Source organism: Rhizobacter sp. (genome assembly GCA_021153565.1).
Taxonomy (GTDB): Bacteria; Pseudomonadota; Gammaproteobacteria; order Burkholderiales; family Burkholderiaceae_C; genus Albitalea.
The window spans coordinates 14,329-37,021 of the sequence record JAJKJU010000147.1 but is presented as its reverse complement, the minus strand read 5'-3'; the positions used below and the strand labels follow the sequence as shown (position 1 = coordinate 37,021).

Genomic DNA, 22,693 nt, shown 5'->3' with positions numbered 1-22,693 from the left:
GCGGGCGCGCTGCGGCGTTGCTCCTCACTTGTGTGGCTCGCCACACGGCGCTAGTAGCGCCTTGCATCGCATCCCGCCCAGCGCCCCCAAAACGGGAACTTGTTCCGGGCCATGTCCTAACAAGAACAGCTTCATTGAGAATTGCCACATGTCCAGCATCAAGATCTATCACAACCCTGCCTGCGGAACCTCGCGAAACGCGCTGGCGCTCATTCGCAACAGCGGTGAAGAGCCCACCGTCGTCGAATACCTGAAGACGCCGCCTTCGCGAGACGAGGTCGTCGCCCTCATCGCGGCCATGGGCCTGCCTGTACGAAATGTGTTGCGACGCAAGGGGACACCTTATGACGAGCTGGGGCTTGACGACTCCAAATGGAGTGACGACGAGCTGATCGATCTGATGCTCGCGCATCCCATTCTCATCAACCGCCCCATCGTGGTGACACCCATGGGTGCGGTGCTATGCCGACCCTCGGAAGTGGTTCTCGACATCTTGCCGGGGGCCCAGAAGGGACCGTTCTCCAAAGAGGATGGCGAGGTCGTCATCGACGCACAAGGCCGTCTTGCCAAGTAGCGCCGGGTCCATCCAGAAGTGGTTTCTGCAACGAGAACGTATTCCGACAGACCTCCTCAGTGGGGCTGTTTTTCGTCCACTCGAACAGCACTTCGGTTGAACGCCATGGTGTGTGCCGGAGAAGGGTCTAATTTGGGTCATTCCTCCATTCACATCAAGTTCAAGCCATGGGTTGCGTCTCTTCCAGGTCAGTCACGAGTACGCGACATTCGCCAAGCCGCGCGGCGGGCCAGCAAGGCGATCCACACCGGAATCACGACCAGGCCGAGAGAGCGGTCTTTCCGGGCCGTCCGCATGCGAGGACATCGTCATCGGACCGCTTCGCGCCACGAGGACTATCACCTTTCGAACGGCCCAAAGCGGACCTATCGCTTCTCGAAGGGCTCCAAACGGACGCTCAGGTGAATATCCTCGACCGCTTGCGCCTCGGCCACTTGCCGAGCGAAGCACCTTCGATGGCCCGAAGTCTGATCGCCCTGTCGGGGACGTCTCCCGCTCTACGGAAGTTGGTTCAGGGAGTCGACTCCCACCCCAAATTCCGACCATACCGACTGTTGGGCCGCCTGATGCAAGCCGCTGAACGTCATGTCCGCAGCTGCAGCGACCGCGAACTCACCCACCGTGTTGCGACATATTCATCCATGCTCGAACTCTTGAGTCCGCAGCAGCAAGAACGCCTCGTGTCCGCCGCGATCGGCTTCACCCATGGCAGAAGGCAGGCCGATGCGATAGCCGCGCTGTGCGAGAAAGTGGCGCATCTGAACGAGCGCCAGCGCGAGCGCCTTGTCGACTGGGTTAGCGAGGCGCCGCTCGCCTTTCCCAGCGAAATAGCCAGAGCGATCGGTGGTCTGGCGAAGGGAGCCGTGCATTTGAACGTTCTCCAGCGCGACAAACTCGTCGTCGCCGCTATCGGCATAGAGGCCCCCTTCGCGACCGCTGCGATAGTCGGGCTGAGCGCGGTCCTGGCACATCTGCGCGAACACCAGCGCGAAACCCTCGTCGCCACCGTGATCGGCAGCAACTATTACGGCAACGGTCTCGCTATAGGTGCGTTTGGCGCAAGAATGGCGCATCTGAGCGACTCCCAGCGCGAGAGTCTCGTCGCCGCCGCCATCGGCCTCCCCTATGGCGACGAAAAGGCCCGCGCGATTGCCGGTCTTGGCGCAGGAATCGCGCATCTGAGCGAGGCCCAGCGCGAGCGCCTCGTTACCGCTGCCCTCAGTCTCGTCAATAACTGCCACAAGGCTGATGCAATAGCCGGACTGGGGGCGGGATTGGCGCATCTGAGCGAGGCCCAGCGCGACCGGCTTGTCGTCGCCGCCATCAGCGTCGGCAATGTCCGCGCAAAGGGTGATGCGATAGCCGGACTGGGCGCGGGATTGGCGCATCTGAGCGACGCCCAGCGCGAGCGCCTCGTCGCCGCCACGATCGACCTGGGCGAGAGCTACGGTCAGCCCCTTGCGATAGCCGGGCTGGGCGCGCGAGCGGCGCACCTGAGCGACTCCCAGCGCGAGAGCCTCGTCGTCGCCGCCATCGGCCTCGGCGACAGCTTCGACAAGACTCATGCGATAAGGGGGTTGGGCGAGGGAGCGGCGCATCTAAGCGATTCCCAGCGTGAGAGCCTAGTCGTTGCCGCCATCGGCCTCCACGACAGCTTCGACAAGGCTCGTGCGATAAATGGGCTGGGTGCGGCATTGGCGCATCTGAGCGATTCCCAGCGCGACGCCCTCGTGGCCGCGGCCCTCGGCCTCAGCACTGACAATGGCAAAGCTCATGCGATAGCCGGGCTGGCCGCGGGAGTGGCGCATCTGAGCGAGGCCCAGTACAGCCTCGTCGCCGCCGAGATCAGCTTGGGCGCCGAACCCAATGCAATAGCCGACCAGGAGGGGGAATTGCAAAACTCACTTGCGTAGCGTTTGTATGAATGGGCAAGGGCCTGGGAAAGCCGAAATTTTGCTACCTAGTGACGCGCAACGATATTGGCCCGGCATCATGGCGCGTCACTACACCTAAGCTTGGAATACGCCCGCTTCGACGCGCCTCTTCGGCGCTTCTCGAAGCACACTTCCCCGTACCCTCAGTGATGCCATGCCTATTCTCCGAGGCATGGTGCGACCTGCGGCCGGCAATGCGTGTAGTTTCTACATCCAATCTGCGTGACCCAGGGCGACCCATCTAAACACGTTCAACGGAATGGCACATGGACAGCGCAAGCAAGCAGCCCGGGACAGACGTACGAATCAAACTGATGAAGGCAGCCGCCGTGCTGATGGTGTGTCTCTCATTGCTCGGGCTCGTGCTGCTGCAAGAACGCGCGTCCAGTGAAGCGCAAGCCCGCAAGAACCCGACGGCGCAGGCCTTTGAGAAGGCGCCTGAAACCTGGCTCGCGAATCCGAAAGAGGCTTCGGAATTCGAACGCGCAGTGAGCGCGAAAGAAGTCACGGCTGTGGCAGTTGACGGCATCCACGTTCTCTACACCACCCGGCAAGGTGGTCATTTCAGCACCCGCCTCATCGACTGTGGCTTGGGCTGCAAGAACGATCTGGCCTCGCACCTCGGCTCCTTGAGCGTCACCAACGGGTTCGCGCTCACGAGCATCGACATTGATGCTCGCACCGCCAGCCAGAAGGCAACGCAGGCGCTGGACAAAGTGGCGGGCGTGCTCGCATCGCTGCTGCCCATCGGGCTCATCATCGGCGCCTTCGTCTACTTCCAGACGCGTGGCTCCATGGGCAACCGCACCAAGCTGGCTGAAAAGCCCGACACGCAATTCAAGGACGTGATTGGCGCTGAGGAAGCCAAGAAGGCACTTCGCCGAGTAGCCGCGTTCATGAAGGACCCCGAGCAATACGCAGCGGTGGGTGCCCGGGCGCCGCGCGGCGTGCTGCTCGAAGGGCCGCCCGGAACCGGCAAGACCTTGCTCGCCAAGGCGCTGGCCGGCGAATGCCGTGCGAGCTTCATCAGCGTCGACGGCTCCTATTTCAGCTCCATGTTTTACGGTGCCGGCATCAGCAAGGTGAAGGAGCTTTTCACGCGGGCACGCGCCGCGGCGCCTTGCATCATCTTCATCGACGAAATCGACGGCATCGGCAAGCGATCGAGCGGCAAGGATGCGCACGGCGGCGAACAGGAACAAAACCGCATCATCAACCGCCTGCTGGTGGAGATGGACGGCTTTTCTGCGCTCGAGAACGTGGTGGTCATCGGCGCCACGAACCACATCGAGAACCTCGATGAAGCAATGTGCCGCCCGGGACGATTCGACCTGTCGGTGCGTACCGCGCTGCCGACCGCACCGGAGCGTGAGGCGCTGTTCTCGCTGTACCTCGGCAATGTCAAAGCCGACAAGGGCATTGACGTCGCGTCCATCGCGCGCACCGCCATGGGCATGTCGCCCGCAGACATCGCGAACTGCGTGAACCGGGCGGCTGCGTATGCGGCGGAAGCGGGTGAGTCGTCCGTGAGTCAAGAGCGGGTCTATCAATCGCTGGAGACGCATCAGCTCGGCGGTGAGGTGTCGGCCACCAAGTCGATCATCACGCCCGAAACGCTACGGCGTATTGCTTTCCACGAATCGGGCCATGCGCTGGTGGCGCACGTGCTCAATGCCGGCATCGTCGAGCGCGTGAGCATCGAGCCTCGGGGGCCGGCTTTGGGCGTGACCTATGTGGCGCGCCACAACGAAGAGCCCTTGCACGGCGAGCAGGAACTGCTGTCGCGCCTGGCAATGATGCTGGCGGGGCGCGAGGCGGAGTTGATCGCGTTCGGCAATGCATCTTCCGGTGCGGCCGATGACTTGAAGCGCGCCTCGGAACTGGCGACGTCAATGATCGGCTCGTACGGTTTTGGCAAGACCTTCGGCCTGTTAAGCATGGCCGGCGTGCCCAGGGAATTGATTGGTCCGGACGTGCAAAAGTCGCTGCTGGATGAAGCGCGTCAGTTGCTGGAGAACGCACAAGTGGAATGCCGGCGCGTGCTCGAGGAGAAGCGCGATCGGCTCACGTCCTTGGCGGAGTTGCTGCTGGGGCAGGAAACAGTGAGCGGGGTGAGGTTGAAGCGCGTGTTGTCGGGCGCCGGCGATGAAGAGTTGGCGCTGGTCGCCTGACCTCGCTTGCAAGGTGCTCTGATCATCCCTGCTTGAGGAGAGTTGAGAAGAGAAGGCGCAGTTCGATCAGCCCTTCCGTGTGTGCGAGGATTCGCGCCCAATGAACGGGAGGAACAAGGTGATCATTCTTTGATGCGACTTTGAACAGCGCTTACCACATCGTTCATTGCACGGCTCCCGTCTTGTTCAAGCGCTTCGCCCATGCGTCAAGGAATGCAAGCGTCACGGCCGATGCGTTGGCTTCAGCGAGCCCGCTTGCGAACAGCGCTCCCACGTCGGCATTGAATTCTTCCGCGCCGGCCAGATCGCTGAGGCTGCGAAATGCAATGTAGGGAACGTGATTGGCATAAGCCACGTGGGCGAGGGCGGCGGTCTCCATCTCGAAAGTCTGTGCTTGCAACTGCTCGAAGAGATAGCTTCGGTAATGAGGATTTGCAAGGAAGGCTGTGCCCGACACGCCCCGGCCACCAACGACGAGGCGAGGCTGCGTGGTGACACACAGCTTCGGATCGGGTTCGCTTGTGGCGCCCTTTGTTGCTTTCGGACCGCATCGCTGCAAGGCAGGCTGAATCGAACGTGCCACCGAGAGCATGGCTGAATCGACTTCATAGTCGAAGCGGAATTCGCCGCGTGGCGCATTGCCCGCAGTCATCACGAAGTTCTCTCGCATGAAGAGGCCCGTGGATGCTGAGGGCAGGCTGAATGGCGGCAATGCGCGCCCTTCGGGGCTGGCGAGCTTGAGTCCGAGGCAACCCACATTGCCGGCCTCGCCGCACGGCGCCGGCAAGCTTGAATCGTGGTTCCAGTAGACCTCCAGCGGCATTGCCCAGCGCTCGGGAATCATCACGTCGCCCACGTGATGATTCGGATTGATGCCGCCTGCGATCCCGCTCATGAGCAAGCGTTCGATGCGGAAGTGATCGAGCAACAGTTGCGTGACCATGGTCGAGTTGATCATGCTCACGCCGCTCAACACGATGACTACGCGATTGCCGCGCAAGGTGCCGGTCGTGAAGCGATTGCCGTTGATCTTGTATTCGCGCTTTTGGCCTGCCTGCGCGATCAGGATGTCGGCTTCCTCTCCAAAGGCCGACACGATGCCGATGCGCGGTGTGCAGTCAGTGACGCACTTGGCAGGCGCCGCATCTGCGCGAACGCAGAAGAGAGTGGTGAACAGCGCCAACAACGCGAGCAAGCACGGGGAGTTTCGTTGAATCACAGGCGAGCTTCTTGGCTATGGCGAGCATGTGCAACGACGAGCAGGGGGCTTTTGGCGTGATGAGCGGGCATGATCGAAAAACTCTCAGCCTCTGAGGGTGCCCGCATCATCTCGACAAAGCGGTTGTCCCTTCTACTTGCCGCACTTGTCAAATTCAGCGGCGCGCTTTTCGTAGTCCATGCAGAAATCGGCCTTGCCTGTCGCGCTCTTCAAAGCCTGTCCCTTGAACACCGCCGTGATCACTTTGCTCTTTGTGACATCGAGTCTGTCATTTGCACAGGCTTTAAGAGCGACGGTCTGGCAGGCTTGCGGGGTCGCCGCCGTTTCTACGCGCTTGTTGCAAGATGCCTTTCCTTCGCACTTGGCGAAACTCTCTGCCTCCTTGCCAGGACATGCGGTGCGCGTGTAGTGGACCTCGCACTCGCCCTTGTCTTGAGCATGGGCCATGCCCCCCGCCATGTTGGCAAACAGCCCAAGCGCTACGGTTCCCAGCAATCTTGCAATCGTCATCGTTCTTCCTTGTTGATTGACTCGGTAAGCGACGAGCGGCCCTGCCACCCTCGCGGAGCGCGGATGATAGGAATGAATTTGGAATGTCATGACTTACTCACATTGCCAAAAGGGATGAATCAGTCGACTCTGATGGTGAATGGTGAGCTTGTGTAAAGGAATCCTTACGGAGGAGGAGCCGGGACTCTGCAGTTCTCGCAGTGCTGCAACTTCGCAATTGCGATGATGGATTCGCATTCGCGGCTTTTTGCCGCCATGGGTCTCCGTAAAGTCGTGACCATCCATTTCCTTCGTTGAAGGTCAATCATGATCAAAGCTGCCAGCGCTGACCCGCGCGCCACATTGACCAAGCGCGAAATCGAATGCCTGCATTGGAGCGCTGCCGGCAAGACGGCATGGGAGGTCGGTCAGCTATTGGGGCTTTCGGAGTGGACTATCGTCTACCACCTTGAGCGGACCAAGAAGAAATTTGGAGTCAGGCGCAAGTGCGAAGCCATTGGACACGCCGTTGCCCTCGGCCTGATCGGGTTGCCAACCGCGCGCATGCTTGGCACGCTGGTCGAAGCGTCCACTTTGGACTTGAGCGTCAGGGGCCTCGAATAGCTTTGTGTGCCCTCAGGACATGAACTATCTTGCCAGCGCGTGATGCTTCGGGTCCTCCTCCCTCGGCAGAACACATCACTCAATGTTCGAGTTCGAACGGTCGAGTCGCAAATGACGAAGCTTGTAGAAGGCGACTGCGCCAACGACAAGGACGGCGGCGCTGCATAAGAAGATCGACAGCATGTTCAGAGCCCTGCAAAAGCCTTTTGGCGAAGTGATTAGTGTAAACCCTTAGTGGTTTACCCTTGATCATTCACCTTCAATCTTCCTTGGCTGGCTCGTCACCGGCCCGCGTTTCGAAACGTCCTGTCACGACTGAATGGAGGCTCTCCGCGGGTCTCCATGAGTTTGATGATGCAAACGTCACTTTCATCGTCTAGCATCCATCCCAGGGTAGGGTGGGGCGTCCTGATGATGTTGGGTCTCGATGGTTCGCGTAGATCCGGCATAGAAGGATATGAATAATGCACACGACGATGTTGGCGTCTGACTTGATGATGGCCAACTTGACGGCTGGAGCACATCCGGCCGCAAGTACACCACGCAAGCTTTTGCTGGTGGATGACCACGAACTGGTGCGCTACGGTGTGAAGGCGCTGTATACCGAACTGCAGGGCGTGCCCATCGAATGGCTGGAGGCCGGTTCGCTGCAGGAAGCGCTGGTGATCTACGAGAGCGAAAGCCACATCGACGCGGTGTTGCTCGACTTGAACCTGGCCGACTGCAAGGGCTTGCAGGGTCTGCGGCACTTCATACAGGTGCATCCGCACGCACGCATCGTGGTCTTCAGCGCAACGCAGGACGAGTTCGTCGTCCGACAGGCGCGCGCCTTGGGCGCCGTCGGTTACGTTCCCAAGGGTGTCGTGACTTCCGAGATGCATGCCACGCTGTCGGCATTGCTGTGGCCACAAGGCGGGCCGCAGTCGCACGGTTTCGTTCCGGGCAGCGCTTTGTTCCCGCGCTTTCCTTCGTCGGCGATGTACGACCGCGTTGCCGAACTGGGGCCGCGGCACCTCGAGATTCTTGAGCTGGTGCTTTCCGGTTGCACCAATCAGGAAATCAGCGACTCGATGCACCTCTCGCTCGGCACGGTGAAGAACTACGTGTCATCCTTGCTGCTCGCGCTGGACGTCAAGTCGCGCTCGCACATGGTCAGCTTGTTCCGCTGACGTGTCGATCGTCGCGGACGCTGTCGGGACGTCCCGGTCCATAGCCCCGTCGAACGAGGCACGGCGTGCCGTCTTTGTAGCCGTCTCGGGCATGTCCGGCAGCGGCGCAGGCGAGCCTGTCTCGCCGCTGCATGCCGAACGCCGTGCCATGCGCAGGCGATTGAGCGACGAGGCGCTTGCTGCCGCCATCTCGGCGACACCGATGGTTCTTGCCAGCTTCGTTGTGACCCTGGTCAGCAGTGTGATGCTGCTCGAGGCCTCGTTCTGGCGCGATGCGTGGGCCTGGGCTGCATCGGCCGTCGCCGGCGCATGGCTGGCCCTGGCGTGGCTTGGTGCAAGGTGTCGTATACCGTTGCGCGACACCCGCCGGCAGCGCGGTGCCGTTGCAGGCCTGGGCATCGCGGCCATGCTCGTCGTGGCCGTGATTCCATGGCTGCCGCTGCCGGTCGAGCCGCCGTTGGAGCGCCAGCTGTTGATGCTGACGTTCGGCGCGGTGGCGTTGACTGGCGCGGCGGCGTTCTCATCCATGCCATGGCCAAGGTCGGTGGCCATTGCACTGCCGCTGTCGCCGGCGCTGGCCGAATGGTTGCTGCCATCGACAAGTGCGGCGACGTCGCCCGACATCGCCGTCACTGGCTTGTTGCTCAGCGTTGCCGCGGGCGTGGTCGCGACCGCGCACTACCGTTTGTGGCTGCGCCACGCGACTCGCACGATCGAACGTGAGGATCGCATTCGCATCCTCGAGGCCGCCCGCGACGATGCCTTGCGTGCCGATCAGGAAAAAAGCCGCTTTCTCGCGATCGCGAGCCACGACCTGCGCCAGCCCGTGCACGCCTTGGGTCTTTTTGCGGCCACATTGGAAAAGCGGCTTCAAGGCACCAGCGACGAGCCTTTGGTGCGCAATGTTGTGCGCTCGATCGACGGCCTGGATCGCTCGTTCTACGCCATGCTCGACATTTCGCGGCTTGATGCAGGTACGGTCGAGCCGAACTTCCAGCACTTTCCGTTGCGCGATCTATTCCGCCGTTTGCACATGCACTTTGCCGGCCAAGCCGAGTTGGCGGGGCTGGGCCTGCGGTTCTCGCCTGGTGGCAAGTCCGTGACGAGCGACCCGCAACTGCTCGAGCGCATTCTGGGCAATCTGATCCAGAACGCCATCAAGTACACCGAGCGAGGTGGCATCGTGGTGGTGGCGCGCACCACGCAGACCCATTTCAACGTGGAGGTTTGGGACACAGGCGTTGGAATCGGGCCAGCCGAATTGCCGCGCGTGTTTGACGAGTTCTATCAGGCGGGCCGCGGCCAACGCTTGCGTACGCAAGGGCTCGGGATGGGCTTGGCGATCGTCAAGCGGCTGGCACGACTGCTCGGACACAGCCTGACTGTGACGTCGCAGCCAGGGCGGGGCACCATGTTCCGCATCGGTATCGCACAGGGCGCCTTGCCGGAAATCCAGGACGTCACCGCGGCCGCCGACACGCTTCCGATGCCGGCCTTGCAACCGCGCACTGTGCTGATCGTCGACGACGAGGAACCTATCCGCGAGGGCTTGAGACTGCTGCTTGAGGAGTGGGGCTACCAGACGCTGACTGCGGGCACCGTCGAGGACGCAAGAAGTATCGTGCGTACGCTCGAGTTGCCGCCCGACCTGATCCTGTCAGACCTGCACTTGAGCGAAGGACCGGACGGTATAGCCGCGATCGAAGCGGTGCGACGCGAATGTGGCTGCGAGATGCCCGCCATTCTTGTCACAGGCGACACCTCTCATGAGGAAATGCGCCGCGCTACCGACAGCGGACACCCAGTGCTTTTCAAGCCGGTGCAGCCGCGCAAGCTGTTGAATGCCATGCGAGGCCTCGTGTCCTGACGTGCAGTTGACCCCCTTCGCCGCCTGAGAGGCTGAGAGGCTGAGAGGCACCCCTTTTTTCAAGGTCTTGTATTGGCTCCTTTCCCCTCTGGGGAGAGATGGGTGAGGGCCGGGCTGCTCGGACACGCTCGAAATCCTCTCAGCCTCTGACCCCCTCATCCTTGGGATGACGGCCGGGCGAAGTGACTTTCGACCACTGTGCGTGCGTCACCGCACATCTAGAGTGCCTTGACGCCCCTTCAATGGTCCGATTGCTCCCATGCCAGATGTCGATTTGGAGTCTCTGTTGTCCCCGATCGCGGGCGACGCACCTTGTGGCGTCGACCTTGAGTACGACGCCGCATTCCTGTGCTTGCAGGAGTCGGCCGCGGGCAAACCGGAACAGCAGTACGGCGACACGCTGATCCCGGCGCAGGAGCCGGACTGGCGCGCTGTGCATGAGCAGGCACTGCAGCTTGCTGCGCGCACCCGCGACCTGCGGATTGCAGCCTGGCTGGCGCGCAGTGGCGCGCGCGTAGACGGCTTGGCGGGCGCAGTGCGCGGGCTGCAACTGGTGCATGGCTTGGTTGAGCGGCATTGGGAGCACGTGCACCCGCAGCTCGACGCCAGCGACAACAACGATCCGACCGCTCGCATGAATGCCTTGAGTTCTCTGGTGCACGCCAGTGCCGGACTGGCTGACCTGCGTTCTGCGAGTCTGACCGGCAAGCGCGGCGCGATCACGGTGCGCGACATCGAGCTCGCGTTTGGCCATGCCGATCCATTGCCCGGGGAAGCGGTGCCGACAGAAGACGGCGTGCTGCAAGGCGTGAGCGCCGCACTTGCCGAGGCGCCTTCGCTGGCCACGAACATGCAAGGCGGATTCAATGCGGTGCAGGGTCTTGCAAACGTGCTCGAGAAGCGGCTGGAGCCCAGACAGAGTCCGGAACTTGCGCCGCTCAAGAAGCTGATGCAGCGCGTGGCCGAGGCGGCGCGCAAAGCGAGTAGCGAATCCGTCGACGCCGCCGCGAACGGTGAACACAGCGCGGCACCCCCTGTGCGCGTCGCAGGCGTCATTGCCTCGCGCGAGGACGCCATCCGCGCCCTAGACCGCGTGTGCGAATGGATCGAGCGCAACGAGCCCAGCAATCCGGCGCCGCTCCTGATCCGCCGTTCGCAGCGGCTGATGAGCAAGAACTTCATCGACATCATTCGCGATCTTGTTCCGGACGGCCTGAACCAGATTGAGAAGCTCGCAGGCACGAGTCAATCGTAGTCCCTACCCAAGGAGCCCATCATGGCAACCAGCAGCCAGAAGTTCATCGCACGAAACCGCGCGCCGCGGGTGCAGATCGAGTACGACGTTGAGTTGTACGGCGCCGAGAAGAAGGTGCAACTGCCTTTTGTGATGGGCGTGCTGTCCGACCTGTCGGGCAAGCCCAGCGAGCCGCTGCCGCCGATGTCGGACCGCAAGTTCCTCGAAGTCGATGTCGACAACTTCGATGCACGCATGAAAGCGATGAAGCCGCGCGTGGCCTTCCAGGTGCCCAATACGCTGACTGGCGAGGGCAACCTCGCGGTGGACATCACCTTCGAGAGCATGGATGACTTCTCGCCTGCTGCGATCGCGCGCAATGTCGAGGGCCTCAAGCAGTTGCTCGATGCGCGCCAGCAGCTTGCCAATCTCGTGACCTACATGGATGGCAAGACCGGCGCGGAGGAGTTGATCGCGAAGGTGATCAAGGACGAGGCCTTGCTCAAGTCGCTGGCAGACGCGCGCAAGCCGGCGGAACAGTCGTGAACCATCTCGTCACTGCCGCCAAGGCCTCCACCCACGAGAAGAGGGTGAAAACTGGTGGCCGCCCGCTGCCACAACATTTGAATGGGATGCACCATGGCTGAAGAAACCCTCACACAACCGCCTGCCTTGCAAGGCATCGAGTTCCAGGGCAGCGAATTCGCCGCGCTGCTGAACAAGGAATTCAAGCCGAAATCGAACGATGCCAAGTCAGCGGTCGAACAGGCGGTGCTGACGCTGGCGCAGCAGGCACTCTCGCAGACCAACCTGATCGGCAGCGACGTGCTCATGTCGATCGAGGCGATGATCGCCGAGCTCGACCGCAGGCTGTCGCTGCAGGTGAACGCCATCCTGCATCACGCCGACTTCCAGCAGCTCGAAAGCGCGTGGCGCGGGCTGCACTATCTCGTCAACAACACCGAAACCGACGAGATGCTGAAGATCAGCGTGCTCAACATCTCCAAGCTCGATCTCGGCAAGACGCTCAAGCGCTACAAGGGAACGGCCTGGGACCAGAGCCCGCTGTTCAAACGCATCTACGAAGAGGAATACGGTCAGTTCGGCGGCGAGCCCTTCGGCTGCCTTGTTGGCGATTATTACTTCGATCACAGTCCGCCAGATACCGAATTGCTGGGTGAAATGAGCAAGGTGGCCGCAGCGGCACACGCACCCTTCATCGCGGCGGCGAGCCCGACGCTGATGCAAATGGGTTCATGGCAGGAACTCGCCAACCCGCGTGACCTGACCAAGATCTTCACCACGCCGGAATATGCCGCCTGGCGCTCGTTGAGATCGTCGGAGGACTCTCGCTATGTGGGCCTTGCGATGCCGCGCTTCCTGGCCCGGCTGCCCTACGGCGCCAAGACCAGTCCGGTCGAGGAGTTCGACTTCGAGGAGGAGACGGCGGGCGGTGAGCACGGTGCTTACGCCTGGGCCAATTCGGCTTATGCGATGGCGGTCAACATCAATCGCTCGTTCAAGATGTACGGCTGGTGTTCGCGCATCCGCGGCATCGAGTCGGGCGGTGCGGTGGAGGGGCTTCCCACTCACACCTTCCCGACCGACGAGGGCGGCGTGGCGATGAAGTGCCCCACCGAGATCGCGATCAGTGATCGGCGCGAAGCGGAGCTTGCGAAGAACGGGTTCATGCCGCTCTTGCACCGCAAGAACTCCGACTTCGCTGCCTTCATCGGCGCCCAGTCGCTGCAAAAGCCCGACGAGTACGACGACCCCGACGCCACCGCCAACGCGAACCTCGCGGCGCGGCTGCCGTATCTCTTCGCCTGCTGCCGCTTCGCGCACTACCTGAAGTGCATCGTGCGCGACAAGGTGGGCTCGTTCAAGGAGCGCGACGACATGCAGCGCTGGCTGAACAAATGGATCATGAATTACGTGGACGGCGACCCGGCCAATTCGTCGGAGGAAGTGAAGTCGCGCAAGCCGCTCGCAGCCGCCGAAGTCACGGTCGAGGAAATACCCGGCAATCCCGGCTACTACACGTCGAAGATTTTCTTGAGGCCGCACTATCAGCTCGAAGGACTGACCGTGTCGCTGCGGCTGGTCTCGAAGCTGCCGTCGCAGAAGGCTGCTTAGAAGAAAGACATAGCGAATGACATAACAGCAGGGAGCACATGCGCGTCGTGTGTGTTTTTCGATAGGGCCCTGATGGATCGACGGAACGACGCTCAACACTCTAGGAGGCTTACACATGGCACACGTAGACTATTTTCTGAAGCTCGATGGCATCAAAGGTGAATCCACCGATGACAAGCACAAGGACGAAATCGAGCTCGAATCGTGGAGCTTCGGCGGCACCAATGCCGGCGCGTTCTCCAGCGGCGGCGGTGGCGGCAGCGGAAAGGTGGCGCTGCAGGACTTCAACTTCGTGAAGAAGACCGACAAGGCCTCACCCAATCTCTTCAAGGCCTGCTGCACAGGCGAGCACATCAAGTCGGCAACGCTCGTTTGCCGCAAGGCGGGCAAGGAGCAGCAAGAGTTCCTGACCATCGTGCTTACCAGTGCCCTCGTCAGTTCCTATCAGACGGGCGGCTCGGCCGGATCGGACATCATTCCGATGGACCAGGTGTCGCTGAACTTCGGCAAGATTGAATACAAGTACAAGGAACAAAAGCCCGACGGTTCGCTTGGCGGCGAGATCGCCAGCGGCTGGGACGTCACCACCAATAAGGCGAGCTAAGGACATAGCCCAAAACAATTTCCCGTTTTGGGGGCGCAGGGCGGGCGCGCTGCGGCGTTGCTCCTCGCTTGTGTGGCTCGCCACACGGCGCCAGTAGCGCCTTGCATCGCATCCCGCCCTGCGCCCCAAAACGGAAAATCATTCCGGGCCATGTCCTAACGGGGCAGGGCGCCATCTTTCTCCGGGGCGACGCCTGTCGTCGTCCCGGGTGAAGCGGTGTGCGCCCTTTGTTGCTCGCGGCTGTTCCCGGCGCACGCTGAAGGAAACCATCCCATGTCATCGAACGAGATTGCGAGCGGCGCAGGCTCGGACATCTTTCTGCACGTGCAGACCAAGCGCGCCGGCAAGATCAAAGGCGAAAGCCGCACTGAAGGCCATGCCGATGACATCGAGGTCCATGCATGGAGCTGGGGTGCACAGGCAGGATCGGCGATTGGATCAACCGCCGCCACTGCGCGCCGGTCGTACAAGCAATTGGTGGTGATCAAGGGCGTCGATTCAGCATCGACCGGATTGCTCAGTGCTCTCGCCACCAACGACGAAGTGAAGGAAGCCACGCTTGCAATGCGAAAGGCGGGCGGTGAGGCGCTCGACTACTACCGCATGACGCTCAACGGCGCACGCGTGGTGAACATCGACATTGACGTCGATGCGCAGGGTCGTCCGATTGAGAAGGTGGTCTTCGCTTTCACGAAGATCGACATTGAATACAAGCGCCAGCAGGGCACGGGTGCGAGCGGCGGCTCGTTCTCGTTCAGCGACGAAGTCTTGCCCGCGTGACCATGACTACTGCAGAAGAACTCCTGGCAGCAGGTGATCCGCAAGGCGCGTTGGAGCTGCTTCAGCGACAGGTGCGAGAGCGCGCCGCCGACCCGAAGCTGCGCGTCTTCCTTTTTCAGTTGCTGTGCGTGCTCGGCCAATGGCAGCGCGCACTCAACCAGTTGCAGGTCTGCGGAGAAATGGATGCAGGCACCCTTGCCATGGTCAACACGTATCGCGAGGCGCTGCAGTGCGAGGCGGTTCGTGAAGCGGTGTTTGCCGGCAGGACCACGCCGATCGTCTTCGGACAGCCGCAACCCTGGGTCGTGTCACTGGTCGAGGCGCTTCAGGCAGACGCCTGTGGCGATGGTGAGTTTGCGGTCCGGCTGCGTGAAGACGCGTTCGAGGCGGCTCCGGTCACTTCGGGCAAGCTTGACGGGGCGGCGTTCGACTGGATTGCCGACGCAGACTCGAGGCTTGGTCCGGTGCTGGAGGTTGTGATCAATGGTCGCTACGGCTGGTTGCCGTTTTCTGCATTGACCAAAGTGCGCATCGAAGCGCCGACTGACCTGCGCGACCTGGTGTGGGTGCCGGCGCATCTGGACTTCTCGAACGGTGGCGACACGGTGGCGCTGATTCCTTCGCGCTACCCGGGCTCGGGCGCTCAGTCCGACGGCGCACTGCAGCTCTCGCGCAGGACCGAGTGGTTGGCCATCGGGCGCGAGCAGTTCCGCGGGATGGGGCAGCGTGTCTTTATCACTGACACCGCGGAACTTGGCTTGCTCGAGGCACGGGAAATCGTGCTGCAGTCGGCGTTGCCGGCTGACACATTGCACTGAACAAGAGCACGTCATGCCTGTCGACATTCGAAACCGATTGCAGCCCGCACTGCTGGACCGATTGACGGACGACAGTCGGGGTGATCGCGAGGAAGCCGAAGACCACCGTGTAATGTCGAAGGCGGAGTTGCGACAAGCTGTCTTGCGCGATCTCGGCGCGCTGTTCAATGCAGTGCAGCCGCTCGGCCAAGCAGCGGACGTTTATCCGATGCTTGCCGACAGTGTGCTCAATTTCGGACTGCCGGCGTTGTCCGGTCAGCTCGCGTCCAAGTTGGACGTGAGCGTGCTCGAAACGGCAATACGCCAAGCCATCGTGCGTTTCGAGCCGCGCATCCTGCCGGAGACTTTGCAGGTTCGAGCGCTCGAGGCCACCACGGTGCTCGACACGCACAACGTCATCGAATTCGAGATCCGCGGCCACTTGTGGTCGCAGCCGGTGCCGCTGGAAATATTGCTGCGAACGCAGCTGGACCTGGAGGCGGGGCAGGTGAATGTTAGAGATAGTGACTTTGAGCGGGTGCACTCCAGGGGCGCGCGGTCCTGAGGTCGTCACTTTTGAATATGACCGCGTAAGGAGCTTTGATGACTTTCATCACCAGACTTGCGAACGCTCTTTGCAAAGACAATAAGAACAACCTGTTCTGTATCCTCGAGCTTGGCGATCAAGGGCCAGTTTGGGTATTCGAATCAGGGACAGGATCAAAGACGAATAGCCCTCTGCAGAACATCGACCTGACCGCTCTCTCCAACGGCGATGTGAATCACTTGCATCGGACCGGATTTGCGAGAGTCTCGGCCGGGAAAAGTGCCGATGCTGAGCAGAGAATGTGTCAGGAATTCCAGGGTCTATGGGCAAAGGCCGGATGCCCTGAGCACATCAGTATCATCACCGCAGCTAGCCCCTGCAATGCCAAATGCAGTCCAGCCATCAGAGGTCTTGCGGACTCCTTGAAGGGCAAGGTGAAGACCTGGACCGTTCTCTACCACGCCCCCTACCACAAGGACGGATCAGCGCATTCAGGCACGGGATCTCAATTGAATGCCAAAGAAGACGGACTGAGCGTGTCCTGCAGCCAGTTGCACAAGAGCTTCATTGATGAGGGAACCCAGCACGGATCACATTCCTCGACGACCCGCAAGTGATTGTTGCCATCTTCGATGGACCCGCGTCTTCTCCGCCTGTACTCCGACGAGCTCACGCACCTGCGCGAGGTCGGCGCCGAGTTCGCGCGCGAGTTCCCGAAGATCGCGTCGCGGCTCGGCATGGAGGGGATGGAAGTCACCGATCCGTACGTCGAGCGGCTGCTCGAAGGCTTCGCCTTCCTCGCCGCGCGCGTGCAGCTCAAGATCGATGCCGAGCAGCCGCGGCTGATTGCTCATCTGCTGGAGGCAACCTACCCGAACTTCCTTGCGCCGATGCCATCGATGATGGTTGCTCGCTTCGGTGTGGACCCTGCTGATCCGAATCTGGTGAAGGGTTATGCGCTTGCGCGGGGCAGTTCTCTGATGTCCGAGATCGCGCGCGGGCAGGACACGCACTGTGAGTTCCGCACGGCTCATGAGGTCACGTTGTGGCCGATCGAACTCGTGAGCGCGCAGTACTTCAACTACGCACCTGACTTGCCAATGGCGCGATTGCCGCAGGCGCAAGGCACCCGCGGCGGCCTACGCGTCCGGCTGCGCTGCGGTGGTGGATTGCTGTTCAATCAGTTGGACATGGACCGTCTGACTTTCTATATCAGCGCGCCTGACGACGTGGCCTTTCGCCTGCACGAACTCGTGCAAGGCACGGTTGCGGGCACTCTGGTGCGCAGCGGCGCAAGTGACGAGGGCACATCTGCAGTCAATCAATGGCGGGGTGCCGACAGTGTGCGGCCCGTGGGCTTTGCTGCGGACGAAGCACTGTTGCCCGAGTCATTGCGTGCTTTCTCCGGCTACCGCTTGCTGCAGGAAGAAGCGGCCATGCCGCAACGTCTTCTCTTCTTCGAATTCACTGATCTTGCAGCGCGACTGGCGGAGGTGGCCAGCGACGAGGTCGAGTTGATCGTTTTCCTGCAGCGCGGCGATGGCGCTCTCGAGGCTCTGATCGACGCGCAAAGCCTGTCATTGTTTTGCACGCCTGCCATCAACCTCTTCCAGAAGCGGCTCGATCGCATCCAGGTCGGACCTGGCACATGGGAATACCACGTGGTGCCCGATCGCACACGCCCCATGGATTACGAGGTGCACAGCATCACATCGGTGACTGGCTTCGGGACCGGCTTGGTGGCGCAACAAGAATTCTTGCCGCTGTACGCGACCTATCACGAAGGCCCGGCGACAGCGCGAGGCGAGGCTCACGGCCACTACACCGTGCGCCGCGAACCGCGCCTCTTGTCGCCACGACAGAAGCAGCACGGGTCGCGGTCCTCGTACATCGGCGAAGAGGTCTATGTGTCGCTGGTCGACCCGCGGCATGCGCCTTACCGCGAGGACGTTCGGCAACTTTCTGTCTCGGCCTGGGTAAGCAACCGCGACTTGCCGGCCTTGTTGCCGCATGGCCCTGTCGCAGGCAGGACGCAGCAATGGCGCCTGGAGTCGCCCGGACCGGTGTCGCGCGTGGATGTGCTGCGCGGGCCCACGCGTCCCGTCACCAGGCGTCCAGTGGGCGAGCTCGGCTGGAGCCTGGTGAACCATCTCACGCTCAACCACCTCTCGCTGGTAGGCGAGACACCGCAGCGCGCCGCCGCCTCGCTGCGCACCATGCTTGGCCTGTACGCACCACAGGAAGATTCAGGCTGGATGCGACAGGTCGAAGGCGTGCAGGGCTTGCAAGCGCGTTCGGTGGTGCGGCGACTGCCGGTCAAGGGGCCGCTCACCTTTGGAACCGGTGTGGAGATCGTGCTGGAGCTGGACGAGATGGCCTATCAGGGCACGAGCGCCTTCCTGTTCGCGAGCGTGCTGGAACGCTTCTTCGCCCGCCACGCAGCCATCAACAGCTTCACGCAACTCACTCTGCGCACGTCGCAGCGTGGCGAGGTCATGCGCTGGCCGCCGCGCACCGGTCTTCGGGAGACGGTGTGAAGCGTGACGCGGGACGTTTGGCTTCCGCGCCGGCCGATCAAGTGCGAAACGACGCCGCGCTGGCAGCCTTGTTCGATGCTTTGCAGGCTGATCCGCGTGGTCATGACTTCTTCGCTGTGTTGCGGCGAGTGGAGTTGCTTCACCCCCAGTGGCCGCGTTTCGGCCAAGCACTTCGACCATCGCAGGAAGCGCTGCGACTGGGCCAGGACGCCGAACTCGATTTCGCGCCCGCCGCGATCGAGAGCTTCGAAGCCGATGCTGTGGTGCCGCGACTGGGCGTGCGCTTCTTCGGCCTGCTGGGTCCGCAGGGCCCGATGCCGCTGCATCTGACCGAGTACACGCGCGAGCGCCTGCGACTGCGCAACGACCCGACCCTTGCGCGCTTTCTGGATGTCTTTCATCACCGTTTGCTGGCGTTGTTCTATCGCGCGTGGGCGCAAGCGCAGCCGGTGGTGCATCGCGACAGGCCGAACGACGATCGCTTCGCGGCCTGGTTGGGTTCGAGCTTTGGCTTCGATGGGGACGTGAGAAGCAACAGCAGCGTGCCGCTCGAAGCCCGGCTATTCCAGGCCGGATTGCTGGGCTCGCGCAGCCGGCATCCGGAGGGTCTTACCAAGCTGCTGTCGCAATACTTCGGCGTGCCGGTGCGCATCGAGCAGCACGTAGCGCAATGGTTGCTCCTGGATAGCGACGATCGCAGCCGGCTCGGCTTCGCACGCAGCCGGCCCGAACGCACGCGGGCACCAGCGGCGCTGCTGGGAAGCACCGCCACCAGCGGCAACAAAATTCGCGACCACCAGTTCAAGTTCCGCATCGTCCTGGGACCCTTGACCCTGGCGCAGTACCACGACTTCCTGCCAGGTGGACGCGCGTGGCTCGCGCTGCGCGACTGGGTGCAGCAGTACACCGGCCTGGACTTGCGATGGGACGTGCAACTCGTTCTGGCGCACGCCGAAGTGCCTGAGCCCCGCCTTTCGAAAAAGGTGCGGCTGGGGCTGACGACATGGATCGGTCGCATGGGCCGCAGCCGCGACCGCGGCGATTTGCGGCTGCGTCCCGACACCTCTTTCCTTCTTCGCCATGGAGTTCACCATGCTTGAAATTTCGCGCACCGCCTTGTTCGGCAAGCTCAATCCGCTGGCGTACAAGGCCATCGAAGGCGCCACGGTGTTCTGCAAATTGCGCGGCAACGCGTATGTGGAATTGCAGCATTGGCTGGTGCAGATACTGAACACGCAGGACTCGGACCTGCACCGTATCGTCAAGCATTACGGGATCGATACCGCGGCGCTGGCCAGCGACCTCACGGCATCGCTGGATCGCTTGCCACGAGGCGCCAGTTCGGTGACCGACCTGTCGAGCTGGATCGAGAACGCGGTCGAGCGCGGCTGGGTCTATGGCTCACTGATGTTTGGCGACACGCAGGTACGCACTGGGTATCTGATCGTGGGAATGCTGAAGACACCTTCGTTGCGCAGCGCGTTGATGACGATTTCGAAGCAGTTTGACCGCATCAAGCTTGAAGACTTGACTGATAACTTCGCGCGCATCCTCAGCGGCTCGCCGGAAGAAGGCCAGCGCGCAAGCGATGGCAGTGGTGAGCCAGGAGAAGCCAGCGGCGCCATCGCGCCCGCGGCAATGGGCAAGCAGGAGGCGCTCAAGCGATATGCGGTGGACCTGACCGAGCGCGCCCGCAATGGCGAGATCGATCCGGTGTCCGGCCGGGATGAAGAGATCCGCCAGATCGTCGACATCTTGATGCGTCGCCGGCAGAATAACCCCATCCTGACCGGTGAAGCAGGGGTCGGCAAGACGGCAGTCGTGGAGGGCTTCGCACTTCGCTTGGCCCGGGGTGATGTGCCGCCGTCGCTGAAGGATGTGTCTCTGCACGTGCTCGACATTGGCTTGCTTCAGGCCGGGGCGAGCATGAAGGGCGAATTCGAGAACCGGCTGCGTTCGGTGATCGATGAGGTGCAGGCTTCGGTTAAGCCCATCATTCTGTTCATCGACGAAGCTCACACGTTGATCGGCGCGGGCGGTGCGGCTGGCACGGGTGATGCGGCCAATCTGCTGAAGCCGGCGCTGGCGCGCGGCAAGCTTCGCACCATCGCGGCAACGACATGGGCCGAATACAAGAAGCACATCGAGAAGGATGCTGCACTGACGCGTCGTTTCCAGGTCGTGCAGGTCGACGAGCCCAGCGAAGAGAAAGCGGTGCTGATGTTGCGCGGCGTGGCGTCGATACTCGAGAAGCATCATCGCGTCGCGCTGCTCGATGAGGCTATCACCGCGGCGGTGCGGCTGTCGCATCGCTACATTCCGGCGCGGCAACTGCCCGACAAGGCGGTGAGCCTGCTCGACACGGCCTGCGCACGTGTCGCGGTGAGCCAGCATGCGACACCTGCGGAGCTTGAGGACTGCCAGCGACGCCTGGAGGCATTGAAGGTCGAGCGCGAGATCATCGGACGCGAAGAGGCCATCGGCATCGACGTGGGCGCGCGGCGCAAGCGCACGATCCGCGCCATTGATGACGAAGAGACCAGGTTGTCGGTGTTGCAGCGGCGGCATGAGGAGGAGAGGGCGGTGGTCGACCGGATCCTCGACATTCGGGCCAAGTTGCGGGCGCGTACGGTAGATGCAGAAACCGCCATGGTCGTTCCCGACAAACCCACACCCGTTCGGGCTGACCCTTCGACTGGCTCAGGGCAGGGTTCACTTCGCGAATCGAAGCCCCAACCCGCTCGCCCTGAGGTATCGAAGGGTCCGGCTGTCCTTTCGACAGGCTCAGGACAGGGTTCGCCTCGCGAATCGAAGTTAGAACCCGTTCGCCCTGAGGTATCGAAGGGCCAGCGCGAACGGGAGAACTCTCAAGATCAGGCAATGCCCGCCGAAGTACTCACCCCCGCCGAACGCGAATCCCTGCTGCGTGAACTCATCGGCCTGCAAAGCAAGCTCACCGACCTGCAAGGCGACTCGCCGCTGATCCTGCCCACGGTCGACGAGCAGGCCGTGGCGAGCGTGGTTCAGGACTGGACCGGCGTGCCGGTGGGGCGCATGGTGAAGAACGAAGTGGAGGCCGTGCTCAAGCTGGCCGACACCTTGAATCAGCGCGTGATCGGGCAGAAACATGCGTTGGACATCATCGCCCGCCGCATCCAGACCTCGCGCGCCCGGCTCGACAACCCGAACAAGCCGATCGGCGTGTTCATGCTGTGCGGAACATCGGGCGTCGGCAAGACCGAGACGGCGCTTGCGCTGGCCGAGTCCTTGTACGGCGGCGAGCAGAACGTCATCACCATCAACATGAGCGAGTTCCAGGAGGCACACACCGTGTCCACGCTGAAGGGCTCGCCGCCCGGTTACGTGGGCTATGGCGAAGGCGGCGTGCTGACCGAGGCCGTGCGTCGGCGTCCCTACAGCGTGGTGCTGCTCGACGAAGTGGAGAAAGCGCACCCTGACGTGCACGAACTCTTCTTCCAGGTTTTCGACAAGGGTTGGATGGAAGACGGCGAAGGCCGCGGCATTGACTTCAAGAACACCATCATCCTGCTCACCAGCAACGTCGGCAGCGATCTGATCATGAACATGTGCCGCGACCCGGAGCTGATGCCCGAGCCTGAAGGCATTGCGAAAGCATTGCGAGAGCCGCTGCTGAAGGTGTTCCCCGCGGCGTTGCTGGGGCGACTTGTCGTCGTGCCGTATTACCCACTGTCGGACGAGATGATGGGCAACATCGTGCGCTTGCAGCTTGGCCGCATCAGCAAGCGTGTGGCCGAAAACCATGGCATTCCCTTCGAGTACGGCGATGACGTGGTCAAGTTGGTGGTGTCGCGCTGTACCGAGGCGGAGTCGGGCGGGCGGGTGGTCGATGCGATCCTGACCAATACCGTGCTGCCGCGCATTTCGATCGAATACCTGAGCCGGCTCAGTGCGGGCGAGTCGTTGCGTCGGGTCCGCCTCGGCGTGGTTAACGGCGACTTCAGCTACGACTTCGGTTGAATCAGCGAGTCG

General features: G+C 62.0%; 19 protein-coding genes. 17 read left to right on the top strand and 2 right to left on the bottom strand.

Features of this window, described 5'->3' with window-relative positions; genetic code table 11:
• Window positions 1-148: 148 nt before the first annotated feature.
• The 3 genes from arsC to AC30NL_RS09070 all read left to right on the top strand — a co-directional run bounded on the left by arsC (window position 149) and on the right by AC30NL_RS09070 (window position 4,679).
• Window positions 149-574 carry an arsenate reductase (glutaredoxin) gene (gene arsC, locus AC30NL_RS09080; protein ID WP_489463680.1) on the top strand — a complete coding sequence of 142 codons (426 nt, stop codon included), beginning with the start codon at window positions 149-151 and terminating at the stop codon, window positions 572-574.
• Window positions 575-1,140: 566 nt separating this feature from the next.
• Window positions 1,141-2,487 (top strand): hypothetical protein, encoded by a 1,347-nt coding sequence (locus AC30NL_RS09075; protein WP_489463679.1) that lies wholly within the window; start codon window positions 1,141-1,143, stop codon window positions 2,485-2,487.
• A 287-nt stretch (window positions 2,488-2,774) separates the two neighbouring features.
• A complete protein-coding gene (locus AC30NL_RS09070; protein ID WP_489463678.1) occupies window positions 2,775-4,679 on the top strand; it encodes an AAA family ATPase in 1,905 nt (634 codons plus the stop codon).
• A gap of 163 nt (window positions 4,680-4,842) precedes the next feature.
• On the opposite strand, the gene AC30NL_RS09065 is transcribed toward AC30NL_RS09070, so the two are convergent.
• Both AC30NL_RS09065 and AC30NL_RS09060 read right to left on the bottom strand, forming a co-directional pair.
• On the bottom strand, window positions 4,843-5,898 hold the full coding sequence (locus AC30NL_RS09065) for a 5'-methylthioadenosine/S-adenosylhomocysteine nucleosidase (RefSeq protein ID WP_489463677.1): 1,056 nt from the start codon (window positions 5,896-5,898) through the stop codon (window positions 4,843-4,845).
• A gap of 132 nt (window positions 5,899-6,030) precedes the next feature.
• Window positions 6,031-6,408 (bottom strand): hypothetical protein, encoded by a 378-nt coding sequence (locus tag AC30NL_RS09060; RefSeq protein WP_489463676.1) that lies wholly within the window; start codon window positions 6,406-6,408, stop codon window positions 6,031-6,033.
• Between the two features lie 306 nt (window positions 6,409-6,714).
• On the opposite strand from AC30NL_RS09060, the gene AC30NL_RS09055 reads away from it, so the two are divergent.
• The 14 genes from AC30NL_RS09055 to AC30NL_RS08990 all read left to right on the top strand — a co-directional run bounded on the left by AC30NL_RS09055 (window position 6,715) and on the right by AC30NL_RS08990 (window position 22,681).
• Window positions 6,715-7,011 carry a LuxR C-terminal-related transcriptional regulator gene (locus AC30NL_RS09055; protein ID WP_489463675.1) on the top strand — a complete coding sequence of 99 codons (297 nt, stop codon included), beginning with the start codon at window positions 6,715-6,717 and terminating at the stop codon, window positions 7,009-7,011.
• A 464-nt stretch (window positions 7,012-7,475) separates the two neighbouring features.
• Entirely contained in the window at window positions 7,476-8,180 is a 705-nt protein-coding gene (locus AC30NL_RS09050) for a response regulator transcription factor (protein WP_489463674.1), read from the top strand.
• A gap of 1 nt (window position 8,181) precedes the next feature.
• Window positions 8,182-10,047 carry an ATP-binding response regulator gene (locus tag AC30NL_RS09045; RefSeq protein WP_489463673.1) on the top strand — a complete coding sequence of 622 codons (1,866 nt, stop codon included), beginning with the start codon at window positions 8,182-8,184 and terminating at the stop codon, window positions 10,045-10,047.
• A 259-nt stretch (window positions 10,048-10,306) separates the two neighbouring features.
• Entirely contained in the window at window positions 10,307-11,302 is a 996-nt protein-coding gene (gene tssA, locus AC30NL_RS09040) for a type VI secretion system protein TssA (RefSeq protein WP_489463672.1), read from the top strand.
• Window positions 11,303-11,323: 21 nt separating this feature from the next.
• On the top strand, window positions 11,324-11,827 hold the full coding sequence (gene tssB / locus AC30NL_RS09035) for a type VI secretion system contractile sheath small subunit (RefSeq protein WP_489463671.1): 504 nt from the start codon (window positions 11,324-11,326) through the stop codon (window positions 11,825-11,827).
• 93 nt (window positions 11,828-11,920) lie between these two features.
• Entirely contained in the window at window positions 11,921-13,417 is a 1,497-nt protein-coding gene (tssC, locus tag AC30NL_RS09030) for a type VI secretion system contractile sheath large subunit (RefSeq protein WP_489463670.1), read from the top strand.
• A 115-nt stretch (window positions 13,418-13,532) separates the two neighbouring features.
• Window positions 13,533-14,021 carry an Hcp family type VI secretion system effector gene (locus AC30NL_RS09025; RefSeq protein ID WP_489463669.1) on the top strand — a complete coding sequence of 163 codons (489 nt, stop codon included), beginning with the start codon at window positions 13,533-13,535 and terminating at the stop codon, window positions 14,019-14,021.
• 273 nt (window positions 14,022-14,294) lie between these two features.
• The gene (locus AC30NL_RS09020; RefSeq protein ID WP_489463668.1) at window positions 14,295-14,801 is read left to right on the top strand and encodes an Hcp family type VI secretion system effector; all 507 of its coding nucleotides are present in this window, start codon (window positions 14,295-14,297) and stop codon (window positions 14,799-14,801) included.
• A 2-nt stretch (window positions 14,802-14,803) separates the two neighbouring features.
• A complete protein-coding gene (locus tag AC30NL_RS09015) occupies window positions 14,804-15,619 on the top strand; it encodes a type VI secretion system accessory protein TagJ (protein WP_489463682.1) in 816 nt (271 codons plus the stop codon).
• 13 nt (window positions 15,620-15,632) lie between these two features.
• Window positions 15,633-16,163: a type VI secretion system baseplate subunit TssE gene (tssE, locus tag AC30NL_RS09010; protein WP_489463667.1), complete on the top strand. Its 531-nt coding sequence runs from the start codon at window positions 15,633-15,635 to the stop codon at window positions 16,161-16,163.
• A gap of 38 nt (window positions 16,164-16,201) precedes the next feature.
• Entirely contained in the window at window positions 16,202-16,762 is a 561-nt protein-coding gene (locus tag AC30NL_RS09005; RefSeq protein WP_489463666.1) for a hypothetical protein, read from the top strand.
• 15 nt (window positions 16,763-16,777) lie between these two features.
• Window positions 16,778-18,682: a type VI secretion system baseplate subunit TssF gene (gene tssF, locus AC30NL_RS09000; protein WP_489463665.1), complete on the top strand. Its 1,905-nt coding sequence runs from the start codon at window positions 16,778-16,780 to the stop codon at window positions 18,680-18,682.
• On the top strand, window positions 18,679-19,782 hold the full coding sequence (gene tssG, locus AC30NL_RS08995) for a type VI secretion system baseplate subunit TssG (RefSeq protein WP_489463664.1): 1,104 nt from the start codon (window positions 18,679-18,681) through the stop codon (window positions 19,780-19,782). Before tssF ends, tssG begins: the two co-directional genes overlap by 4 nt.
• Window positions 19,775-22,681, top strand: a complete 2,907-nt coding sequence (locus AC30NL_RS08990; protein ID WP_489463663.1) for a type VI secretion system ATPase TssH — start codon at window positions 19,775-19,777, stop codon at window positions 22,679-22,681. The genes tssG and AC30NL_RS08990 overlap by 8 nt, the downstream gene beginning before the upstream one ends.
• Window positions 22,682-22,693 lie beyond the last annotated feature (12 nt).

Coding starts and splice junctions, on each gene's coding strand:
- arsC (WP_489463680.1), top strand. CDS start 149: ATGTCCAGCATCAAGATCTATCACAACCCTGCCTGCGGAACCTCGCGA.
- AC30NL_RS09075 (WP_489463679.1), top strand. CDS start 1,141: ATGCAAGCCGCTGAACGTCATGTCCGCAGCTGCAGCGACCGCGAACTC.
- AC30NL_RS09070 (WP_489463678.1), top strand. CDS start 2,775: ATGGACAGCGCAAGCAAGCAGCCCGGGACAGACGTACGAATCAAACTG.
- AC30NL_RS09060 (WP_489463676.1), bottom strand. CDS start 6,408: ATGACGATTGCAAGATTGCTGGGAACCGTAGCGCTTGGGCTGTTTGCC.
- AC30NL_RS09055 (WP_489463675.1), top strand. CDS start 6,715: ATGATCAAAGCTGCCAGCGCTGACCCGCGCGCCACATTGACCAAGCGC.
- AC30NL_RS09050 (WP_489463674.1), top strand. CDS start 7,476: ATGCACACGACGATGTTGGCGTCTGACTTGATGATGGCCAACTTGACG.
- tssA (WP_489463672.1), top strand. CDS start 10,307: ATGCCAGATGTCGATTTGGAGTCTCTGTTGTCCCCGATCGCGGGCGAC.
- tssB (WP_489463671.1), top strand. CDS start 11,324: ATGGCAACCAGCAGCCAGAAGTTCATCGCACGAAACCGCGCGCCGCGG.
- tssC (WP_489463670.1), top strand. CDS start 11,921: ATGGCTGAAGAAACCCTCACACAACCGCCTGCCTTGCAAGGCATCGAG.
- AC30NL_RS09025 (WP_489463669.1), top strand. CDS start 13,533: ATGGCACACGTAGACTATTTTCTGAAGCTCGATGGCATCAAAGGTGAA.
- AC30NL_RS09020 (WP_489463668.1), top strand. CDS start 14,295: ATGTCATCGAACGAGATTGCGAGCGGCGCAGGCTCGGACATCTTTCTG.
- AC30NL_RS09015 (WP_489463682.1), top strand. CDS start 14,804: ATGACTACTGCAGAAGAACTCCTGGCAGCAGGTGATCCGCAAGGCGCG.
- tssE (WP_489463667.1), top strand. CDS start 15,633: ATGCCTGTCGACATTCGAAACCGATTGCAGCCCGCACTGCTGGACCGA.
- AC30NL_RS09005 (WP_489463666.1), top strand. CDS start 16,202: ATGACTTTCATCACCAGACTTGCGAACGCTCTTTGCAAAGACAATAAG.
- tssF (WP_489463665.1), top strand. CDS start 16,778: ATGGACCCGCGTCTTCTCCGCCTGTACTCCGACGAGCTCACGCACCTG.
- AC30NL_RS08990 (WP_489463663.1), top strand. CDS start 19,775: ATGCTTGAAATTTCGCGCACCGCCTTGTTCGGCAAGCTCAATCCGCTG.